Annotated in this window: 15 protein-coding genes and 1 pseudogene; 12 read left to right on the forward strand and 4 right to left on the reverse strand. The window is 64.0% G+C overall.

Going from position 1 to position 20232, the window contains the following annotated elements:
- Positions 1 to 22 precede the first annotated feature (22 nt).
- The 3 genes from ASH04_RS15160 to ASH04_RS15170 are packed head-to-tail and all read left to right on the forward strand — an operon-like array spanning position 23 to position 3898.
- The gene (locus ASH04_RS15160) at positions 23 to 1981 is read left to right on the forward strand and encodes a primary-amine oxidase (RefSeq protein ID WP_057473880.1); all 1959 of its coding nucleotides are present in this window, start codon (positions 23 to 25) and stop codon (positions 1979 to 1981) included.
- On the forward strand, positions 1974 to 3413 hold the full coding sequence (locus ASH04_RS15165; protein WP_057473881.1) for an APC family permease: 1440 nt from the start codon (positions 1974 to 1976) through the stop codon (positions 3411 to 3413). The genes ASH04_RS15160 and ASH04_RS15165 overlap by 8 nt, the downstream gene beginning before the upstream one ends.
- Positions 3410 to 3898, forward strand: a complete 489-nt coding sequence (locus tag ASH04_RS15170; protein WP_057473882.1) for a hypothetical protein — start codon at positions 3410 to 3412, stop codon at positions 3896 to 3898. Before ASH04_RS15165 ends, ASH04_RS15170 begins: the two co-directional genes overlap by 4 nt.
- A 37-nt stretch (positions 3899 to 3935) precedes the next feature.
- Here ASH04_RS15170 and ASH04_RS15175 read toward each other — a convergent pair whose 3' ends face one another.
- The 3 genes and pseudogenes from ASH04_RS15175 to ASH04_RS26955 all read right to left on the reverse strand — a co-directional run bounded on the left by ASH04_RS15175 (position 3936) and on the right by ASH04_RS26955 (position 6855).
- Entirely contained in the window at positions 3936 to 4697 is a 762-nt protein-coding gene (locus ASH04_RS15175) for a hypothetical protein (protein ID WP_235580024.1), read from the reverse strand.
- Positions 4698 to 5100: 403 nt separating this feature from the next.
- A pseudogene (locus tag ASH04_RS15180) lies at positions 5101 to 6498 on the reverse strand (LLM class flavin-dependent oxidoreductase); the annotation flags it as partial.
- A gap of 69 nt (positions 6499 to 6567) precedes the next feature.
- Complete coding sequence (locus ASH04_RS26955) at positions 6568 to 6855, reverse strand: hypothetical protein (protein WP_032383925.1); 288 nt, start codon at positions 6853 to 6855, stop codon at positions 6568 to 6570.
- A 300-nt stretch (positions 6856 to 7155) separates the two neighbouring features.
- Here ASH04_RS26955 and ASH04_RS15190 point away from each other — a divergent pair, with 300 nt between their 5' ends.
- The 9 genes from ASH04_RS15190 (at position 7156) to ASH04_RS15230 (ending at position 18724) form a co-directional block, all read left to right on the forward strand.
- The gene (locus ASH04_RS15190; protein WP_032393389.1) at positions 7156 to 8448 is read left to right on the forward strand and encodes an alpha/beta hydrolase; all 1293 of its coding nucleotides are present in this window, start codon (positions 7156 to 7158) and stop codon (positions 8446 to 8448) included.
- Complete coding sequence (locus ASH04_RS15195; protein WP_057473884.1) at positions 8445 to 11012, forward strand: DUF2156 domain-containing protein; 2568 nt, start codon at positions 8445 to 8447, stop codon at positions 11010 to 11012. The genes ASH04_RS15190 and ASH04_RS15195 overlap by 4 nt, the downstream gene beginning before the upstream one ends.
- Before the next feature lie 58 nt (positions 11013 to 11070).
- Positions 11071 to 12300: a cation:proton antiporter domain-containing protein gene (locus ASH04_RS15200; protein ID WP_057473885.1), complete on the forward strand. Its 1230-nt coding sequence runs from the start codon at positions 11071 to 11073 to the stop codon at positions 12298 to 12300.
- A 48-nt stretch (positions 12301 to 12348) separates the two neighbouring features.
- Positions 12349 to 13038 carry a response regulator gene (locus ASH04_RS15205; protein ID WP_032393256.1) on the forward strand — a complete coding sequence of 230 codons (690 nt, stop codon included), beginning with the start codon at positions 12349 to 12351 and terminating at the stop codon, positions 13036 to 13038.
- Positions 13035 to 14144, forward strand: a complete 1110-nt coding sequence (locus tag ASH04_RS15210) for a sensor histidine kinase (RefSeq protein ID WP_082519268.1) — start codon at positions 13035 to 13037, stop codon at positions 14142 to 14144. The genes ASH04_RS15205 and ASH04_RS15210 overlap by 4 nt, the downstream gene beginning before the upstream one ends.
- 51 nt (positions 14145 to 14195) lie before the next feature.
- Complete coding sequence (locus tag ASH04_RS15215) at positions 14196 to 14855, forward strand: response regulator transcription factor (RefSeq protein WP_032368848.1); 660 nt, start codon at positions 14196 to 14198, stop codon at positions 14853 to 14855.
- 1 nt (position 14856) lies between these two features.
- Positions 14857 to 16272 carry a sensor histidine kinase gene (locus tag ASH04_RS15220; RefSeq protein WP_235580016.1) on the forward strand — a complete coding sequence of 472 codons (1416 nt, stop codon included), beginning with the start codon at positions 14857 to 14859 and terminating at the stop codon, positions 16270 to 16272.
- 123 nt (positions 16273 to 16395) lie between these two features.
- Positions 16396 to 17760, forward strand: coding sequence for an MFS transporter (locus tag ASH04_RS15225; RefSeq protein WP_032372988.1), 1365 nt, complete (start codon positions 16396 to 16398; stop codon positions 17758 to 17760).
- Between the two features lie 25 nt (positions 17761 to 17785).
- Positions 17786 to 18724, forward strand: coding sequence for a TAXI family TRAP transporter solute-binding subunit (locus ASH04_RS15230; protein WP_057473886.1), 939 nt, complete (start codon positions 17786 to 17788; stop codon positions 18722 to 18724).
- 18 nt (positions 18725 to 18742) lie between these two features.
- Here the strand turns inward: ASH04_RS15230 and araA are convergent, their stop codons facing one another.
- Positions 18743 to 20227 (reverse strand): L-arabinose isomerase, encoded by a 1485-nt coding sequence (araA, locus tag ASH04_RS15235; protein ID WP_057473887.1) that lies wholly within the window; start codon positions 20225 to 20227, stop codon positions 18743 to 18745.
- Positions 20228 to 20232 lie beyond the last annotated feature (5 nt).

Consider the following 20232-nt stretch of genomic DNA (forward strand, 5'->3'; position numbering starts at 1 on the left):
CCAACCTACTCGAGGACTGTTCATGCCGACTCTTTCTCCCACAAGAATCGATCACCCTCTGGCCTTGCCCACCACCGAAGAGATCGCGGACGTACGTGCCGTCCTCGATGACGCAGGACTGCTGGGTGAGCACACCCGCTTCGTCTATGTCGGTCTGGAGGAGCCGCTCAAGTCGGAGCTGTACCCCTCTGCGACGGGTATCGACCGCCGCTTTCGTGCCTTGCTGCACGACGTCTCCACGCCGAACGCCGTCGACGTCGTCGTATCGGTCACCGAGCGAGCGGTCGTGTCGTCGGTGACTCTCGACGCAATCCGTGACGGCCAGATGCCGGTTCTCGACGAGGAATTCGGACTCGTCGAAGAAACACTGCGAACCGATCCCGAATGGTTGGCTGCGCTCGAGCGCCGTGGCCTCGATGTCGACCACGTCCGAGTGGCACCGTTGTCGGCCGGCGTCTTCGACTACCCCGGCGAGGAAGGGCGAAGGATTCTGCGAGGCTTGGCATTTCGCCAGGATTACCCGACGGATCATGCATGGGCGCATCCCATCGACGGCCTGGTCGGGTTCGTCGACGTCATGAACAAGACGGTCGAAAAGGTGCTCGACACCGGAGTGGTGCCGATCCCCGAGGAATCGGGCAACTTCACCGATCCCGAGGTCACCGGTCCGATGCGCACGACGCAGAAGCCGATCGAGATCACCCAGCCCGAGGGGCCGAGTTTCGAGGTCACCGGCAATCTCGTCGAGTGGGAGAAGTGGAGCCTTCGCGTCGGTTTCGACGCCCGAGAGGGCCTTGTGCTGCATCAGATCGGCTTCGACGACAAAGGGGCGACCAGGCCGATCATTCACCGCGCATCGATCGCGGAAATGGTTGTCCCGTACGGTGATCCATCACCGGTCCGCTCCTGGCAGAACTATTTCGATACTGGTGAGTACCTCGTCGGCAGGTACGCCAATGCCTTGGAGCTCGGGTGTGACTGCGTCGGCGACATCACGTACTTCGACGTCGTCATCGCAGACGAGCTGGGTAATCCGCAGACGTTGAGAAACGCGGTCTGCATGCACGAAGAGGACTTCGGCATCCTGTGGAAGCACACCGACCTGTGGGCCGGTTCGAATGAGACGAGACGTCAACGTAGACTGGTCATTTCGTTCTTCACCACTATCGGCAACTACGATTACGGCTTCTTCTGGTACCTGTACCTCGACGGCACCATCGAATTCGAGGTCAAGGCAACCGGTGTCGTGTTCACCTCCGGTCATCTCGGAGACGACTACCCGTACTCCTCGCAGATCGCCCCGGGTCTCGGTGCTCCGTGCCATCAGCACCTGTTCAGCGCGCGGCTGGACATGATGGTCGACGGTGCCGTGAACTCGGTGGAGGAAGTCGAGACCAGACGCGTCCCGATGGGCCCGGACAACCCGCACGGCAACGCTTTTGCTCTGTCCACGACTCCACTGACGACCGAGGCCGAGGCCGCTCGCTGCGCGAACGGATCCACGGGACGTGTATGGCACATCAGTAACCCGGATTCACTCAACCGACTCGGTAAGCCTGTCGCATACGTGTTGCATCCGGAAGGTCAGCCATTGCTGCTCGCCGACGACAATTCGTCCATCGCCAAACGTGCCACCTTCGCCACCAAACACCTGTGGGTCACGCAGTTCGACGCGGCGGAGCGCTACGCGTCGGGAGACTTCGTGAATCAGCATTCCGGCGGAGCAGGGCTGCCCAGTTACGTGGCCGGTAACCGGGACATCGAGGGCAAGGACATCGTCGTATGGCACACGTTCGGCTTGACCCACTTCCCGAGACCGGAGGACTGGCCAATCATGCCGGTCGACTACACCGGCTTCAAACTCAAGCCGGTCGGCTTTTTCGACCGGAATCCGACGCTCGACGTCCCCGCCTCGACCTCGGCACACTGTGCGCCGTCGAGCACCCCGTGCCATTCTACGAACGGAAGCTCCCATGTCTGACACACGAGACGGAAAGCTGAAGGGCTCGATCGGCGTTGTCGGGATCGTCTTCCTCGTGATCGCAGCCGCGGCTCCGCTCACCGCGATCGGCGGTGCACTGCCCATCATGATCGCGACGGGCAACGGCGCGGGTGCGCCCATGGCATACATCGTCGCGGCAGTGGTGCTGCTGGTGTTCAGCGTGGGGTACGCGGCAATGAGCAGCCACATGACCGACACCGGCGCGTTCTACGCATACGTCGGAAAGGGTCTGGGCGAAAACGTCGGTCTCGGAGCGGCGGGACTCGCATTGCTGACGTACACCGCAATACAAGCGGGAATCTATGGACTGGCGGCGTCCACGTTGCAGGGACTCGTCGTTTCCTACGGCGGCCCGGACCTACCGTGGTGGCTGTGGGCGCTGGTGCTCATCGGCATCGTCTCGGTGCTCGGCTACCGAAGCATCGATCTGGGCGCGAAGGTTCTCGGTGTTCTGCTGGTACTGGAAATCGGTATCGTGCTGGCGTTGTCGGTGGCGGTGTTCGCTCAGGGCGGTGCCGACGGTATCGACGTCCAGTCGTTCACACCGGACGCGTTCCTGTCCGGATCTCCTGGAATCGCGCTGATGTTCGCGATCGCGTCGTTCATCGGATTCGAGGCGACCGCGATCTACGGCGAGGAGGCCAAGGACCCCAAGCGGACGGTGCCGATCGCGACGTACGCCGCGGTCATCGTCATCGGAGCCGTGTACGCGGTGTCGAGTTGGGCGGTCGTGCTGGCATTCGGTAGCAACTCGGTCGCCGACGCTGCCGCCGCGGATCCGGCGGGTCTCACCTTTGCCGCGGCCGCACAGTTCCTCGGAGCGACGTGGTCGGACATCATCCAAATAATGCTCGTGACAAGCCTTTTCGCAGCACTACTCGCCTTCCACAACGCGATCTCACGGTACGTCTTCGCGCTGGCAAGACGAGGCGCAGCGCCGAAAGCACTGGCGCGGACACATGCCCGACACGGATCGCCACATGTGGGCTCGATCTTCCAGACTCTCTCGGCCGTTCTGGTGGTCGGAGTGTTCGCATTGGCGGGCGCAGACCCGATACTTCAGCTGTTCACCTGGATGTCCGGATTGGCGACAGTGAGCATTCTGGTGCTGATGATCCTCACCGGAGTTGCGATCTACACGTTCTTCGCCCGAACCCGAGTCGACTCGCGGACGTGGCACACGAAGATCGCCCCCGTGCTCGGAACCCTCGGGCTCCTCGTCGTTCTCGGGCTCGTCCTCGACAACTTCACTCTGCTCATCGGAGGTTCGTCCACGATCGCTGCGATCCTGCTGCTCATCGTTGTGGGATTCTTCGTCGCAGGTCTGCTGCGGGGTATCTCCACGCGCCGTTCACGATCGACCGAGGCTTCTCGGGCGATCGAGCACGAACCCGGCGAGCTGGCCCAGTGAGCGCCGCCGACGCGCTGATGGCCGCCGGCGCTGTCGGCGCATTTCTCCCTCTGGTGACGCGGCGCGCGATGTCACGTTCGATGACGATCGCGCACGGCTCCATGGCCGTCCTGATGGTGGTCATGGTGGTGACCCATGTGCCGCAGTGGATCTACCTGATCGCCGCCCTCGGATTACTGGGCCAGGCGTTCCACATGGTGGGGTGTACCAACGGCAGTCGAGCCAGACGACTGTGCACCGTCGACCTCACCGCCATGGGCGCGCTGCTGCTGGCGATGCCGAGCTCGGGCACCTCAGGGGTTTCGTCACTGGGTCACCACCACGCAGCGAGCAGTACGCAACTGCCTTGGGGGCCGGCGATCGTACTCGTGTGTTGGCTTGCAGCAACCACTCTCGTGGCCATCTCGGACCGGCCGCAGGCGAGAAGGGGAGCGACAATCGGTTCGGTGCTGATGATCCTCGGGATGACACCGATGGCAGTGTGACAATGCCATCGGTGTCCGAGCATGGGGCGATACCGAATTACTTGCGGCCGCCCCGCACGAACATGCTGTCGTCCATAGCTTCGTCGACGGCGAGGATCGTCACGTCGATGTCGCAGTCATCGGTCGGACCCTCCGTGGTCGGACCGACATAGACACAGATTCCGGTCTGTACGTCGAGTCTCACGGATACCGGCGGCCCGGGAACCCAGTGCCCGGTATCGAAGTCGTAGTGCCCGCTCAGTAACGCGCAGCATTCGCATCGGGCGTCGTACTCCGGAGTGGTGCAGACGGTGGCCTCCCACGCTTGACGGCCGCCATGCTCGACAACCTCGACCTCGGATACGGCGGTGCCTGTCGCGGCGGACGAATGGTCGTGCGGTGAACGAGTGAGTTCGATCGGGTTGAGCATCGCGATCCATTGGTAGTTCTCGTAGAACGGATCGTCCCAGTCCACGAACCACGAATCCGTTTCCGATGGTAACGCCGACACCAACCCATCGGCGTCGAACACCGGTGTCGTATCCGATGCCCACAGTGCACTGGGACGGTCGGCATCGGCTCCGTTCGAGTACACAGCTGCCCTCCCGTCGAACGGGATTGCCGCGGAGGATAATTCGACGACTTCACCAGCGGCGTTCTCCACGCGAAGATAACCCGGGCGTCGAATCCATGCGTGCACCGGAGATGTGTGACCGGCGCGCACGAACGCGAGCTCGACAGTTCTCCACCGCCACGGAGACGACTGTGCCAATCGACGGAACTGTTCGACGGACGGTGTGACAATCATGTCTTCGATCATGTCAGCCACGTCCAGTCATTTCTGGTATCAGCAGAATCCAGTTGCTGACGTTCGTTGATCAGACCGTCAACAGGGATTTGACTGCGAGCAGGTCCACCTGGCGGATGGTCGGCGGCTCGGCCAGAAGCTCCTGCTGACGTTCGCGAAGCGACTTCACGATGCTGCCGTGCAGGTGGTCCTGGCGTCCGTCCTCGTCGGGGAACGTGTCGTAGATCGCGAACGTGTTCTCGCTCAACTTGATTGCATACCAGGTTGTGGTGCCCGGCTCGTCGAGTGCGTGGGTGTGCATCTCGGTGAGCCAGTTTTCCAGGGCGTCTGCCGTGTCGGGTTTGGCGGTGAGGGTGACCAGGAGTCCGACATTGCGGGGTGCGACGCGAATGGTCGTCGGCGGGGCCGGACGGGGACCCGTCGTCGCGGCGGGCCGAAAGGCCGCGCCGGGATGGTCGTCGCGCAGACGGGGCTGCCCCAGCACCAGTTCACGCAGGGAGGTGGGTTCGGTGCGGTTGGTGTCGGGAATCAATCCACGGCGACGGAGTTCGGGGGTGATCAATTCTCCGAAGTCGCGAAACGTTTCGAAGTTGGTGACGCGAGCGATGTTGAAGCCGTCGACATCGGCGATCTCGATCCACTCCTCGAAGTGATCGACGATCGTCTTCGGTGAGCCCACGATGCTCGCGCTCATGCCGCCCACGCACAGCCACTCCGCGAGTTTGCGTGGTGTCCAGACCAATTCGCTGTCGACCCGAGTGAGCATGTCGCTGAACGCACGGATGCCGTCGCCTCGGAACTGGTCCAACGGCTTGTCGGGGTCGGCTCCCGAGAGATCGACTCCGGTCCATCCGCCCCACAGTGCCAGAGCGGCGTCGACCTGGGCGTGCTTCTGAACCTGCAGCAGTTTTTCGTGCGCGGCCTCGTCGGTCTCGGCGACGATGGGGGTGAGCATCATGATGATCTTCAGGCTTCGCGGATCGCGTCCCTGCTCGGCGGCCAACATGCGGTACTGGTCGACGATGGGGCGAACGTCGTGCGGGTTGACTCCGACGAGGAAGACCGCTTCGGCGTGCTTGGCAGCGAACTTGCGCCCCCGGGCCGACGCCCCGGCCTGGAACAGGAACGGCGTGCGTTGCGGGGACGGTTCGCCCAGATGCGCACCGGGAACGGTGAAGTACTTACCGGCGTGGTCGATGTCGTGCACCTTGGACGGCTCGGTGTAGACGCCACGAGCGCGGTCGCGCACCACGGCGTCCTCTTCCCACGAGCCCTCCCACAGCTTGTAGCAGACCTCCATGAACTCGTCGGCGATCTCGTACCGTTCGTCGTGCGAGATCTGCTGCGTCAGGCCGAGATTGACTGCTGCGCTCTGCTGGTAGGACGTCACGACGTTCCACGCGACGCGGCCTTTGGTGAGGTGATCGAGTGTCGTCATGGTCTTGGCGAACTTGTACGGCAGCTCGTACGTGGACGAGACCGTCGCACCGTAACTCAGCGTCTTCGTCGCCGCGGCCATGGCCGAGATCGTCAACAGCGGATCGGCCACAGGAGCCTGCGCAGCGGTACGCAGTGCGGCGTCTCGGTTGCCGCCGTACACGTCGTAAAACCCCAGGACGTCGGCCAGGAAGAGGATGTCGAAACCCGCCGCTTCCAGCGTCTGGGCCAATTCCACCCAGTACTCGATGTCGGTGTAGCGGTGAGTCTGGTCATCGGCGTCGGTCCACATGCCGGGGTTCTGGTGCACCACGCACGCCATGTCGAAAGCACTCAGTACCAGCTGCTTGCGTGCGGTGTCGGGCCCTGCGTTCATGTTCGGCTCTTTCGATCAGCGGGTCGGAGTACTGGGGTGAACCTGCTGTTCATCGCAGGTCGGTCGACATCAGACCTTGGAGGCGAGCACGTCGAACGACTGCACCGACGGCGCGTGCGCGAGTAGGTCGTCGGACAGTCGGGTGAGCACCGGATGCCCGTCCTGGCCGAGGGGTGCCTGACTCTCGGACGAACCGAAGATTCCGAACTCGGTGTTGGTGATTCGATACGCGTACCACGTCGCGGTCTGCGGATCCCGCGCCACCGATCCGAGTGCTTCGCCCAGGATCGCGGCGACCTCGTCCTGCTTTCCCTCTCGTGCGACCAGGTGGATCAGAGTTCCGTTGTTGAGCGCCATGCGGTGCGACTGTCCTCACTGTTGGGCAGACCGACGTCCACCACGAATCGAGCATCGTTACCGAAGCTAACCCGTCCGAGTCCGTGCAGCGACGGTTCGAATCACCCTGATTCGAAGCCTGGCCAACGGTCGCCGAGCGTGCGAGACGCGATTGGTGGGCGCGCGTGTGCGCCGACCGACGGACATATCGATCGAAACTCCCGCCGATCGGCGGGGACGGAGCAGACCTTCGGTGGATGTTCTTCGGCCGCGGCCGACACCAGGATCGAAGGACAGGAAGTCGATGATCGGAGTGGCCGGGTGCAGTGGTTCGAGGACGTGTCGTTGATCGACGGTTGGCTGGTGCCGGTCCTCTGGGGCATCGCTGCGGTCGGCGCGATCGCGCTGCTTGCCGTCAGGTCGGCGTGGTACGCACAGGTCGTCGTCCCGATCGTGGCGGCGACGGCCGCGGTCGTGACAGGCGTCGGTTACGTCGTCATCGAGCATTGGTGGCATCCGTTTCCGGACAGACTGCCCTTCGTCGTCTACCTGTGGGCCGGTGTCGGTGTAATGGCGGTCGGCTTGGCGGTGTACCGCTCGCTTGCCGGTCGCAGCATCGGGACCGCGGTCGTCGTGGTGCTCGCTGCTTGTGCGGTGCTCGTGCAATCGGCCGCTGCCGTCAACGGGTACTTCGCCTACTTTCCGACTGTCGGCGCGGCTGTCGGGACCAGTCGGGTGAACGAGATCCCGTTGCTGTCGTTGCCGGCGCACCATCGGGAGCCCGTGCCCGTCGCACAGTGGCAGGACCCCGGTGGTCTACCGGCAGGCGGATCCGTCGTCACCACCGACATAGCCGGTCGGACATCGAGTTTCTCGGCCCGTCCCGCAAAGATCTACCTGCCGCCCGCGTACTTCGCGGCCCGTCGGCCGTCGATGCCGGTATTGGTCCTACTGGCCGGCCAGCCCGGCAGCCCGGGGGACTGGCTGCGAAGTGGAGGGTTGGTGAAAACGATGGACGCGTTCGCCGCTCGTCATTCCGGGCTCGCACCCGTCGTCGTGGTTGCCGACGGAACCGGGTCGACGCTCGCCAACCCTCTGTGCGTCGATTCCCCGCGAGGAAATGCTGCGACGTACCTGGCAGTCGACGTACCGGCGTGGGTCAGAACGTTCCTTCAGGTCGACAACTCCGCGTCGTCCTGGGCGGTGGGTGGGCTGTCGTACGGCGGAACGTGTGCACTGCAGCTGGCGACCAACTATCCGTCGGTGTTCCCGACGTTCCTCGATATTTCCGGTCAGGCCGAGCCGACGTTGGGCGGCGATCGTCGACGCACTCTCGACGCAGTCTTCGATGGGGACGCAACGCTTTTCGAGAAGGTCAATCCCCTGGACAAGCTGCGGACGAATTCGTACGCGAACAGCGGTGGTGTCTTCGTGGTGGGGGCGTCCGACAACGACAACAAACCGGGCTTGCAGGCGCTGTACGGGGCGGCCCGGTCATCGGGGATGCAGGTCTCGTACCAGGAGATTCCGGGCGGACACGACTTCCGGGTGTGGTCGGGCGGCTTGTCGAGCCAAATCGATACCATTGCAGCACGATTGGGAATATCCCGATGAGCGCGGGAATCGAGCCGCGTCCCGAGATCGTGCGTGCGTCGACCGCCCTGGCCTGCGCCGCACGAAGATGGACTGCGGGCGCGCCGATCACGATCGTGATTGCGGCGACGACTGCGGTCGCGACCGTGACGGTTCACGCTTTGACAGCCGATCCGGACTTCGTGGAACACCATCTGAACCTGAGCATTTCGGCGCTCTCGCAGATGCATTGGTGGACGCTGCTCACTTCTGTGGTCGTCGCACCGAATTTCCTCGTGCTCTCGCTGTCCGTCGTGCTGTTGCTCCTGTGTGGGGTGCCGTTGGAACGACACATGGGCTCGGGCAAGTTTCTGGCGGCCGTCGGAATCGTTGCCGTGCTCGGGGCCATTGCCGGACTGAGCCTTGCCGTCTCGGTCGATTCCTTCGACGAGGACTGGGGCAGTCGGCTCGGCACGTCCGTGGTGTTCGATCCGGCGGCGTGGGTCGCTGGGGTCGCCATGGCAGCGAGTGCATCGATGCCCGTCCTGTGGCGCCGCAGAATTCGCGTGGGTCTGCCGGCCGCTGCGATCGTGCTCGCGCTGTTCCACGGCGGGTTGTCGGATCTGGTGGGGCTGGCATCCATCATCGTCGGACTCGCGGTCGGCCGGGTGATGCACGGCCCAGTCGATCCGGAGGACGCGGTGGCGGGGACGCGCCGCGAGAGCCGCTTGCTGGTAGCGCTGATCGTGCTGGCAAGCGCGCTGGGCCCGGTGCTCGCGCTCGTGTCGAACGATGCTGCCGGTCCGTTCGGGGTCCTGGAGGCATTGCTGCGGGCCGATCCGTGGACCGCCGAGGAAGTACGGGCGGTCTGCAGTTCGGCGGCCCAGAGTTCCGAATGCCGGCAGGGATTGTTCGCCTTGCGGTTCGATGGGCTCGGGTTCACGGTGCTCGCCGTCGCACCGTCCCTGCTTCTCGTCACAATCTGCGACGGCCTCCGGCGGGGCAGGCGAGCGGCATGGACGTCGGCTCTGATCGCGCAGCTGTGTCTGACGGCATCGGCGGTCCTCAACGTCGCTCAGTTGCACGAGTCCTGGTCCGAATTGTCCGATGCCGGTGTGCAGCTGGACGGTTCGTATCTGATCCGGGCGGCCGCGCCGCTGTTGACCCCGGTAGCGGTGGCTCTGGTCCTCGCCTTCACCCGATCGTCCTTCACGATCGCCTCGCCGAACGGAGCTGCACGATCGGCCATGCGATCCGTCGGTCTGGCGCTGCTCACCTTGGGCACGCTCTACGTCGCCACGGGGTCGATGTCGGCGCGGACGATCGCATACGTTCCCGAACTGGCCGTCGACTTCGTTCAACGCCTGATTCCCAGCGTGTACCTGCAATGGTTCGAGCCCGCTCTGCTTGCCGGGGAGTTCGTTCCGTCCTGGATGTACCAGTGGATCGGCGTCGCGTTCTGGGTGACGCTGTGTGCGACCGTCCTCGCGATGTTTCTGCGGCCCACCTACGACGACGAGCCGGACGATGCTCGGCGGGCTCGCGACATCCTCTTGCGCAGCGGTGGGTCGAATCTGTCGTGGATGTCGACCTGGAGCAGCAACAATTATTGGTTCACGCCGGACGGGAACAGCTTCGTGGCCTACCGCGTCGTGGGCGGCATTGCGTTGACCACTGCCGGCCCGGTCGGACCGAGACAAGACCATGCCGCCGCGGTACGTGCATTCGCGGACTTCTGTTCCGACAACGGGTGGACACCGTGCCTGTACTCGATCTCGGCTGACACCCGTCGCGTCGCAGATGCATTGGGCTGGAACTCCGTTCACGTGGGGGAGGAAGCCATCCTCGACCTCACCTCGCTGAAATTCACCGGTAAGAAATTCCAGGACATCAGGACGTCGTTCAACCGAGCGACGAAATCCGGAATCGCTGCCGAGTGGACAGCGTATTCCGACGTATCACCGGTGATACGCGATCAGATAGCGGCCATTTCCAGAGAGTGGGTGGCGGACAAAGCGATGCCCGAGATGGGGTTCACTCTCGGTGGATTGACGGAGATGGAGGATCCGGACGTCCGATGCCTGATAGCCATCGATGCCGATCGAACGGTGCACGGTGTCACATCCTGGTTGCCGGTGTATCGAGACGGAGAAGTGGTGGGATGGACGCTCGATTTCATGAGGAGACGATCGACGGGATTCGGACCGGCAGTGGAATTCCTCATCGCGTCGGCAGCAGTGTCGTTCGCGTCGGAGGGCTTCGAATTCGTGAGCTTGTCCGGCGCACCACTCGCCAAAAGCCCGCGAACGATCGAGGCCGACGGTCTCTCTGCGACAGTATCGAGCCCGGACCCGGTGGAGAAGCTCCTCGATGCCGTCGGCCGAGCACTCGAACCCGTCTACGGATTCAGGTCTCTGCTGGCATTCAAATCCAAGTTTCAGCCGCGGTACGAGTCCATGTACATGAGCTTCCCCGACAGTGCCGCACTTCCGGGTATCGCCAATGCAGTCGGTCGTGCGTATCTACCGCGAATGACGGTGAGCCAGAGCGCACATCTGATGTGGACTGTCGCTCGCTCCCGGGTAACGAAACGCGACCGGCAGTGAGGCCACCCGCCGACAGGATCGACTGTGTCCGGCCGAGAAAGAACGAGGGGGTACACCGATGACCGCACTGGCTCAGTCACTGCTGTGCTGCGTCGGCGTTGTCGCACTGTGGTCACTGGTGTCCGCGAAGCTTGCGTCGTGGCGAGTGAGCGCACCTCTGGCGATCGCGTCGGCGGGCGCAGTGGTCGGTTGGTTCTTCGGCCCCGAGATCGTGACGGTGCTGAACTATCACGTCACCGAGCAGATCGTCGAACTCGTTCTGGCTGCACTGCTGTTCTCCGATTCCCTCAGGGTCGAGGGAAAGATGCTGGGGAGCTCGCCCTCGGTGTCGCTTCGGCTACTTCTTCTCGCACTACCGCTGAGCCTTGCGCTGGCGGCGAGTGCCTCATGGTTCCTGTTGCCCGAGTACGGCTTTGCCGTCGCACTGCTGATCGCGTGTGTGATCATGCCCATCGACATGGCTCCAGCGACGGCAATTCTGACCGACAATCGGCTCACGCGTGGCGTGCGGTCGGCGCTCAACGTCGAGTCCGGGTACAACGACGGGGTCGTCGCTCCCATCTTCGTGTTCGCGCTCGCCATGATCACCGCGACGAGTGTCGACAGCGTGACCACATCGATCGGAAAAGCGCTGCTCGCCAGCACCGTGTCGCTACTCGTCGGCAGCGCCATCGGCCTTACCTTCGGATGGGCGATGAAGGTGGCCCTGCGACGGGGGTGGACCACCACGAGCTCGTTGTCCATCGGCGTGCTCGCTGTCCCTCTCGTGACGTTCTCTGTGGCAATCCTTCTGCACGGCAACGGTTTCGTCGCGGCGTTCGTGGCAGGAGTTGCCGTGCACCTGTGTGCGCGCTCCGAACTCCACCCGCACACTGCCCTCACCGAACAGTTCGTGGAATGCACGTCCCTCGTGGTGTGGTTCGTATTCGGCGCGGTGGCCGCGTACATCGTCTACCTCGGTCTCGACTGGCGCATCGTCGTCATCTCGGTGCTGGCCTTGACCGTGGTGAGACTAATGCCGGTGTGTCTGGCGCTCGTGGGCTCACGATTGGGCGTCGTCGATCGGCTTGCGTCGTCGATCCTCGGTCCGCGCGGGATCACGACCATCGTGCTGGGATTGTTGGCGTTCAACGCACTCGACGACGACATCGGGTTGATCGTGTTGCAGGCGATGATCGTCACCATCTCCCTCAGCCTGCTGATGCACGGATTGGGCTCGTCCTTCATGGTCCGGGTGTTGTCGCGTGCACGGTTTCGTTCGCCGCACACCAGCAGCGCCCTATGCTGATCGTGTTCCCGGGCCCGTGACTGTTCGATGATCTACAGGAGTGCTGTCGTGGGTGATACCAAGAACGTCAGAGTCGTCGTCGTGGACGACGAGGCGCTCGTCAGATCGGGTTTCGAGCTCATCCTCGGTGCCGCGCCCGGCATCGACGTGGTTGCCACGGGCGACGCGGCCGACGCCCTCGATCTCGTCGTCGGAACGGAACCCGATGTCGTGCTGCTCGATATCAGGATGCCCGGTCGCAACGGGCTCGACGTCCTCGCCGACATCCTCGCATTGCCGCAGCCGCCCGCAGTGGCGATGCTGACCACCTTCGACTCGGACGACTTCATCATGCGTGCACTCGACACCGGTGCCGCAGGCTTCCTGGTCAAGGACACCGATCCCGAAGAGTTGCCGAGACACATCAGATCGCTTGCCGCTGGTGGAATCGTCCTGTCGCCGACCGTCGGACGCACCGTCGTTCGTGGGTTTCTCGGAGCGGCCCGTGATTCGACCGAAGCCCGAAAGATCGCGCGGCTCACCGAGCGTGAGCGCGCCGTTCTCGTGCGCGTGGTGCACGGCGACTCCAATGCGGAGATCGCCGCCGCACTGTTTCTCGGCACCGGAACCGTCAAGGACCACGTCAGTGCGATCTTGTCGAAGTTGGAGGTCTCGACGCGGGTGCAGGCGGCCTTGATAGCCGAGCGGGGTGGACTGTCGGCGGGCGGGTCCACTTCGGTTGGGGGCGAGTCGCAGTGAGCACTGTGCAGGCTTTTCGGCGTGCGACCGAGCGGCGATCGGGTGTGATTCTCGATGCGGTGTTCGTCGTTCTTTCTTTCGCCGATGGACTGCTCACGTTGCCGGATCCGACCACGGCGGAAGTTGCCGTCGCCCTCCTCACCCCGGTGCTGTTGTTCGGGCGCAGACGATTTCCGGTAGTTGTATTCGTACTGACGCTGCCCGGTCTGGCAATGGGCGTCACGTTGCTGGCGGCAGTGTTCTCACTCGGGACGGTGGCGTTCGTCGTTCGCAGTCGCGTGGTCGTGGGTTGTTGCGGCGCAGGTATGTTCGCGGCCAGCATGGCGTGGGTGACGACGGACTCCTCGTTCGAGTCGGTCGTCGCGATCACCCTGGCGGCCGGCGCGTACGCCTCGGCCCCGGTGGCCCTCGGTCAGCTGATTCGAGCGCAACGCGATCTGAAGCAGCAATTGAGCGAGTTGCACCAGGCTCGCGAGCGAGATCGGACTGCGCAGGCCGAACTGGTGCTGTCGACCGAGCGCGCACGTCTGGCGCGAGAAATGCACGATGTGGTCTCGCATCAGGTGAGTTTGATCGCGGTTCAGGTCGGTGCCCTGATGGTCAGCAACGACGATCCTGCGGTCAAAGCCGCCAGCCGGACCATTCGGTCGCTTGCGGTGCGAACACTCGAGGAGCTGCGGCAGATGGTCAGTGTCCTGCGGGCGTCGGGCGGCGAGGCCGACGGAATCGATCCGCAGCCGGCCATTTCCGATCTCTCGGCGCTGGCGGCTGAATCCGAGTTGGACGTCGAATTGACCGTGCACGTGGAGTCGGATGTGCCGAGTTCCGTTCAGCGTGCTGTGTATCGAATCGTCCAGGAGGGGCTGACCAACGTTCGCAAACATGCTCCGGGCTCGAAAGTCGATGTCACCGTGAATGAAGTCGACGAATCGGTGACGGTACAGGTTGCGAACACGGCTCCCACGCTGCCGCCGCTCGCATTCCCGTCGTCGCGGCACGGACTCGTAGGACTCGCCGAGCGGGCGGAATTGTTGGGTGGGCACGTCTCGGCCGCCGCGACGGTGCACGGCGGTTTCACCTTGCGGGTCGTCCTTCCGATCGACTGATCAGCGTCGGCCTGCAACGCCCGTCGGCCGTCGTGGCCTAATCTCGAGGCGATGCGAATAGCGGTGGTGGAGGACGACGACGGCGTCGGCGACGCGTTGGTAGACGCGCTGACCGAGGTGGGGCACGACCCTGTCCGGATGCGCCGCGGTGCCGACCTGCTGCTCGGGTACCACGGCATGGGTGTCGTTCTCCTCGATCTCGGCTTGCCCGACATGGACGGCCTCGAGGCGCTTCGTAAGCTGCGGACCCTGAGTTCGGTGCCCGTGGTGGTGCTGACCGCGCGGGACGACGAGCGGTCGGTGGTCCGAGCTCTGCGCGCGGGGGCGGACGACTACGTCGTCAAGCCCGCTCGATTGGGGGAGTTGCACGCGAGGCTGGAAGTGGCGGCGCGACGTCGGAGCGCAACGAGTGATGCGGCGGTGGATCGGCTCGAGTTGGGCGACGTGGTCGTCGATCTCGTCGGGCGCAGTGTCGAAGTCGACGGGCGAGACATCGGGCTGACCACCAAAGAGTTCGACCTGCTCGCGCATCTGGCGACTCGACGTGGTGAAGCGGTGAGCCGCGAACAGCTGATGGATGCGATCTGGGGCGATGCGTACGTGGCGATCTCGCGATCGCTCGACGTGCACATGACGACGTTGCGTGCCAAGCTCGGCCGACCCGGGACCATCGCCACGATCCGCGGCTTCGGCTACCGCTGGGACAGCTGACGTGCGGCGCCGGGTTCTCGTGGTGCTGATGGTCTACTCCGCCGTCGTCGTTCTCGCGCTGTCGGTTCCGCTGGGATTGCTGCTGGGTCGCGAACGCGCCCAACGATTCGGTGAGAATCGAGCTGCCGCTGCAACGTACTTCGAGGAACTGAGCTCCCGGGAGGACGAGTCGGGTGATTCTCGAATCCGAGAGTCGGTGCAGCGCTACAACGATCTGTACGGCGAGGGGATCGTGGTGGTCGACCGCACCGGAGCGGTCCGTGCTGCATCGGGTCTGGATACGACGCGCACGGACGTGCAACAGGCGGTGGCCGGTGCCCTGCGCAATCAACGCGGTGGCCTTCCGTCGAGTGTGACGCCGTGGTCGCCGTCGTCGGTACTGGTGGCAGCACCGATCGGTGGGGGAACGCAGGTCGACGGTGCCGTGGTGATCGCAGCCTCCACCGACGCGGCCCGCCGGGATGTGGCGATCGGGTGGGCGGTGACCGCAGTCGGTGCGCTGCTGATCTTGGCCACGGTGGCGCTGATCGCTGCTGCGTTGTCGCGCTGGGTCGTTCGTCCACTGACGTCGTTGTCGATGCGAGTCCAATCGTTCGGCGACGCCTTTCACGATCGCCGGCCTCTCGACGACTCGCCACGTCTCGAGTCGGACGCACACGTCGGTCCGCCCGAGGTTCGAGCGCTCTCGCGTGCGTTCGACGCGATGGCAGACGATGTGGAGAACGCGACCGCTGCGCAGCGCCGTCTGGTGGCCGACACCGCTCACGCGTTGCGTAACCCGCTGGCGGCATTACGGATTCGACTGGACGTGTTGGGAATGCGGGTGCCCGAATCGGTCGCCGAAGCGCACCAGCGAACGACACTGGAGGTCGATCGGCTCGACTCCGTCGTCGAGGATCTTCTCGTTCTCGCTGCTGCCGAGACGCCGGTCCTGCATCGCGAGACCGCGTGCGACGTACTGTTCGTGCTCACCGACAGAGTCCGATTCTGGTCGAGCGCACTGACAGTGGCCGGGCTGACCGTCCATGTCGCGGATCCCGACCCGGGAGCCGATCACACTGCTGCGGTACCGGAGGAAGACCTGGTGCGCATGCTCGACGCGATCCTGAGCAACGCGACCAAGTACGCCGGTTCGGGAGCGGATGTCGACATCGACTGCCGAGCCGGCGACAATCACGTCGTGGTGTCGATCACCGACACCGGCCCGGGTGTATCCGCTGCCGAATTACCGATGATCGCGGACCGGTTCTTTCGGGCATCTAGTGCTCACGGGACCGGAACGGGGCTCGGCCTGGCAATAGTCGCGGCCCTGATCGAACGAGTGGGAGGACGCCTCGAGGTCGACGCTCATCGACCGTCCGGTTTGATCGTCCGAATGCTGCTCCCGCGTCACGGCTCGAGCGGGTCCTTGTCCTAAGGGAGTGTTAGGAAACGCGAAACAGCTTGGTTCTCGCTGTGCTGGGGGTCACAGTAGAAGGACTTCGGTTGCCGTCACGCGTTCGGCGACCCACCCGCAAGCTATCTGTGGAAGGACCTGCCCATGGCCAACGAGGCCACTTCGACCGCTGGTTCGTCTCGTGCGAACCCGCCGGTCTCGTCTCCCGCAGCCACCCGCCGCGCCGTCTACAACACACTGCGTGGGTCGTCGGGCAACCTCGTCGAGTGGTACGACGTGTACGTCTACACCGTCTTCGCGACGTATTTCGAGAATCAGTTCTTCGATTCGGCGGACAAGAATTCGACCATCTACGTCTACGGGATCTTCGCGGTCACGTTCCTGATGCGTCCGGTCGGTTCGTGGTTCTTCGGACGCTACGCAGACCGGAACGGTCGCCGAGCTGCACTGACATTCAGTGTCTCGCTGATGGCGGCCTGCTCGATGGTCATCGCGTTCACCCCCGGCCGGGAGAGCATCGGTGTATGGGCCGCGGTCATTCTGATTCTGTGCCGTCTGGTGCAGGGCTTCGCCACCGGTGGTGAGTACGGAGCGTCGGCGACATACATGTCCGAGGCCGCCACTCGTGAGCGTCGCGGATTCTTCTCCTCGTTCCAGTACGTCACGCTGATCGGTGGCCACGTTCTGGCGCAGGTCACGCTGCTGCTCATGCAGGTCTTCTTCGAGCGGGAGCAGATAGAGGACTTCGGTTGGCGCATAGCGTTCTTCATCGGTGGCGTCGCCGCAGTGGTTGTCTTCTGGCTGCGCCGCAGCATGGACGAGTCCCTGACGAAGGATCAGCTCGAGGCAGTTCGTAGTGGTGCCGATCAGGCGTCCGGATCTCTCAAGGAATTGGTCGGAAAGCATTGGCGCGCTCTGCTGATCTGTTTCATGGTGACCGCCGGTGGCACCATCGCGTTCTACACCTACAGCGTCAACGCACCCTCGATGATCAAGGCAGCGTACGAGGACCGCGGAATGACCGGGACCTGGATCAACCTGTTCGGGCTGATCTTCCTGATGTTGCTGCAGCCCATCGGCGGCTTGATCAGTGACAAGGTGGGACGCAAGCCTCTGCTGGTCTTCTTCGGCGTCGGTGGCGTGCTCTACACCTACGTGCTCATCACGTATCTGCCGTCGGCGACGTCGGTGGTGCAGTCACTGGCGCTGGTCTGCGTCGGCTACGTCATCCTCACCGGCTACACCTCGATCAACGCGATCGTCAAAGCCGAATTGTTCCCCTCGCACATCCGCGCCTTGGGAGTCGGCCTCGGTTACGCGCTGGCGAACTCCGCGTTCGGTGGTACCGCTCCGTTGATCTACCAGGCCGCGAAGAACGGTGGGCACGTCGGGTGGTTCATTCTGTACGTGACCGTCGTCATCGGTATCTCGCTCCTGGTGTACATCTTCGTGCTGCGGAACAAGACCGAGACCGTCCTCGACAGGGAGCAGGGCAAGGCCTTCGCGTGACCTGTGACGACTTACAGTGAGTGACATGCTCCGGCCCGCTGCGTTGTTCTCCCGAAGAACAGCTCTGCGGGCCGGTGTCGTGTCGCTGACCGCGGTGGCCATGGGAGCCTGTGCCACGGACCCGCCGATGCAACTGCGCCTGGCGGCGGGCGAGGTGGGCGGCTTCTTCTGGGAGTTCTCCGGCTTGCTGTCCGACGCGGCTGCCGGACTGTCGGAGGTCGAGGTAGTGCCGCTCACGACATCCGGTTCTCTCGACAACCTCGACGCGTTGATCTCCGGTCGTGCCGAACTGGCGATGACGCTGATCGACGCCGCATACAGCCACCCGAGTACCGACCTGGCCGCGGTCGGATGTGTCTACGAGAACTACTTTCAGGTCGCTGTGCGGGCGGACTCGACCATCCTCGCAGCGAGCGATCTACGGGGACGACGAGTGAGTACCGGCGCGCCCGGATCGGGGGCGACGGTTCTCTCGCATCGGATCCTGGACGCGGCCGGCGTCTCGGGACCGGATGCAGTTCGTGAAGTTCAATTGTCGATGAAGGCGGCAGCGACCGCGTTGTCCGACAACGAGATCGACGCGGTGATGTGGGCGGGTGGATTGCCGACCCCGGCCTTCGCCGACCCGCGTAGCGAGATCCGGTTGCTCGAACTGGGCAGTCTCGTTCCGAACCTACGTCGGGCGTTCGGCACCGCGTACGAGGCGGTCCCGGTTCCGGCGAACGTGTACGGCTCGCACCCGGGGGTGACGACCGTCGGAATCCCGAATCTGCTGTTGGCCCACCCCGATGTGCCGAACCGAGTTGTCGCCGCACTGGTGAGCGTTCTGCTCGACCGATCGTCGGCCCTGGTTCCCGGGCAAGCGATCGGCAGCCAATTTCTCGACGCACGCTCACTGGTCATGACGGGCGGTATTCCTCTGCACCCCGGGGCCGAAGAGGAATACCGCGCTCGACACGGTTAGACGGCGGGCACTACCAGCTCACAACCTCGCTGCGAGTCGGTGGTACGCCGCGTTCCATCGGAGAGTCTGCTGGAACCCACGCGTCGTGGTGCCGGAATCGATAGCGAGCAGCTCGACACCGATCATGTCCGAGAATGCCTCCAGCACAGGCAGACCGATGGCGGTGCTCAACACCGTGTGGTGGGGTGCGCCTGCAGTCAACCACGATTCGGCCGACACCGACAGCGAGGGCTGCGGTTCCCACACTGCGCATGCCACGGGTAGTTTCGGCAGCGCCTCGTCGGGCTCGACCACGTCGATCACGTTGGCCGTCAATCGGAATCGTTCACCGACGTCGGACAGTCCGACGACGACGCCGTGCCCCGGATCGGCGGTGAATCGCAGCCGCACCGGATCCTCGCGGCCGCCGATCGAGAGTGGATGAATCTCCAGTGTGGGGCGAGACGTCGTGATGGACGGGCACACCTCCAGCATGTGTGCACCGAGGATCTTCTCCTCACCGGGAACGAGGTGATAGGTGTAGTCCTCCATGAAGGACGTGCCGCCGTCCAGCCCCTCGGCCATCACCTTCATGCCGCGCAACAACATCGACGTCTTCCAGTCGCCCTCGCCGCCGAAGCCGTAGCCGTCGGCCATCAGTCGCTGCACGGCCAATCCCGGCAACTGACGCAGCCCGCCGAGATCCTCGAAATTGGTGGTGAACGCCTTGAAGCCACCGTCGGTCAGGAACTGTCGTAGTCCCGCTTCGACGCGCGCGCCGTAGCGAAGCGATTCGTGTCGGTCCCCGTCCTTGTCGAGGCTCGGTGCGATGTCGTAGAGCGACCGATACTCGTCGACGAGTTCCGAGACGGCAGACTCGCTGACGCTGTCGACCACGTCCACGAGATCGTTGACGCCGTAGGTGTTCACGGAGACGCCGAACCGCAGCTGCGCCTCCACCTTGTCGCCCTCGGTGACCGCGACGTCGCGCATGTTGTCGCCGAAGCGGGCCAGTTTCAGCGAACGCAATTCGGCCCGGCCGAGTGCCGCGCGCGCCCACTGCTCCGCCCGCGTCCGTACCGACGGATTGTCGACGTGGCCCGCGATGGTGGTGCGCAGTACGCCGACCCTGGACTCGATGTGCCCGAACTCGCGATCACCGTGCGCAGCCTGGTTCAGATTCATGAACTCCATGTCGATCGTGGACCAGGGCAACGACATTCCGGCCTGCGTGTGCAGGTGCAGCAGTGGAACATCGAGCGCGTCCAAGCCTGCGATCCACATCTTGGCCGGCGAGAAAGTGTGCATCCAGGTGACGACGCCGATGCAGTCCTCGGCGGCGTTGGCCTCGCGCATGCACCGCAGGATCGCGGACGCGTCGAGCAGCACCGGCTTCCAGACGACGGATACCGGTAGTGCGCCGTCGAGTTTGTCTGCGATCTCCCGTGACTGGACTGCTACCTGCTCGAGCGTCTCGGGACCGTAGAGGCCTTGGCTGCCGGTGAGAAACCATACTTCGGACATGGAGA

Source organism: Rhodococcus sp. Leaf233 (genome assembly GCF_001426165.1).
GTDB lineage: Bacteria > Actinomycetota > Actinomycetes > Mycobacteriales > Mycobacteriaceae > Rhodococcoides > Rhodococcoides fascians.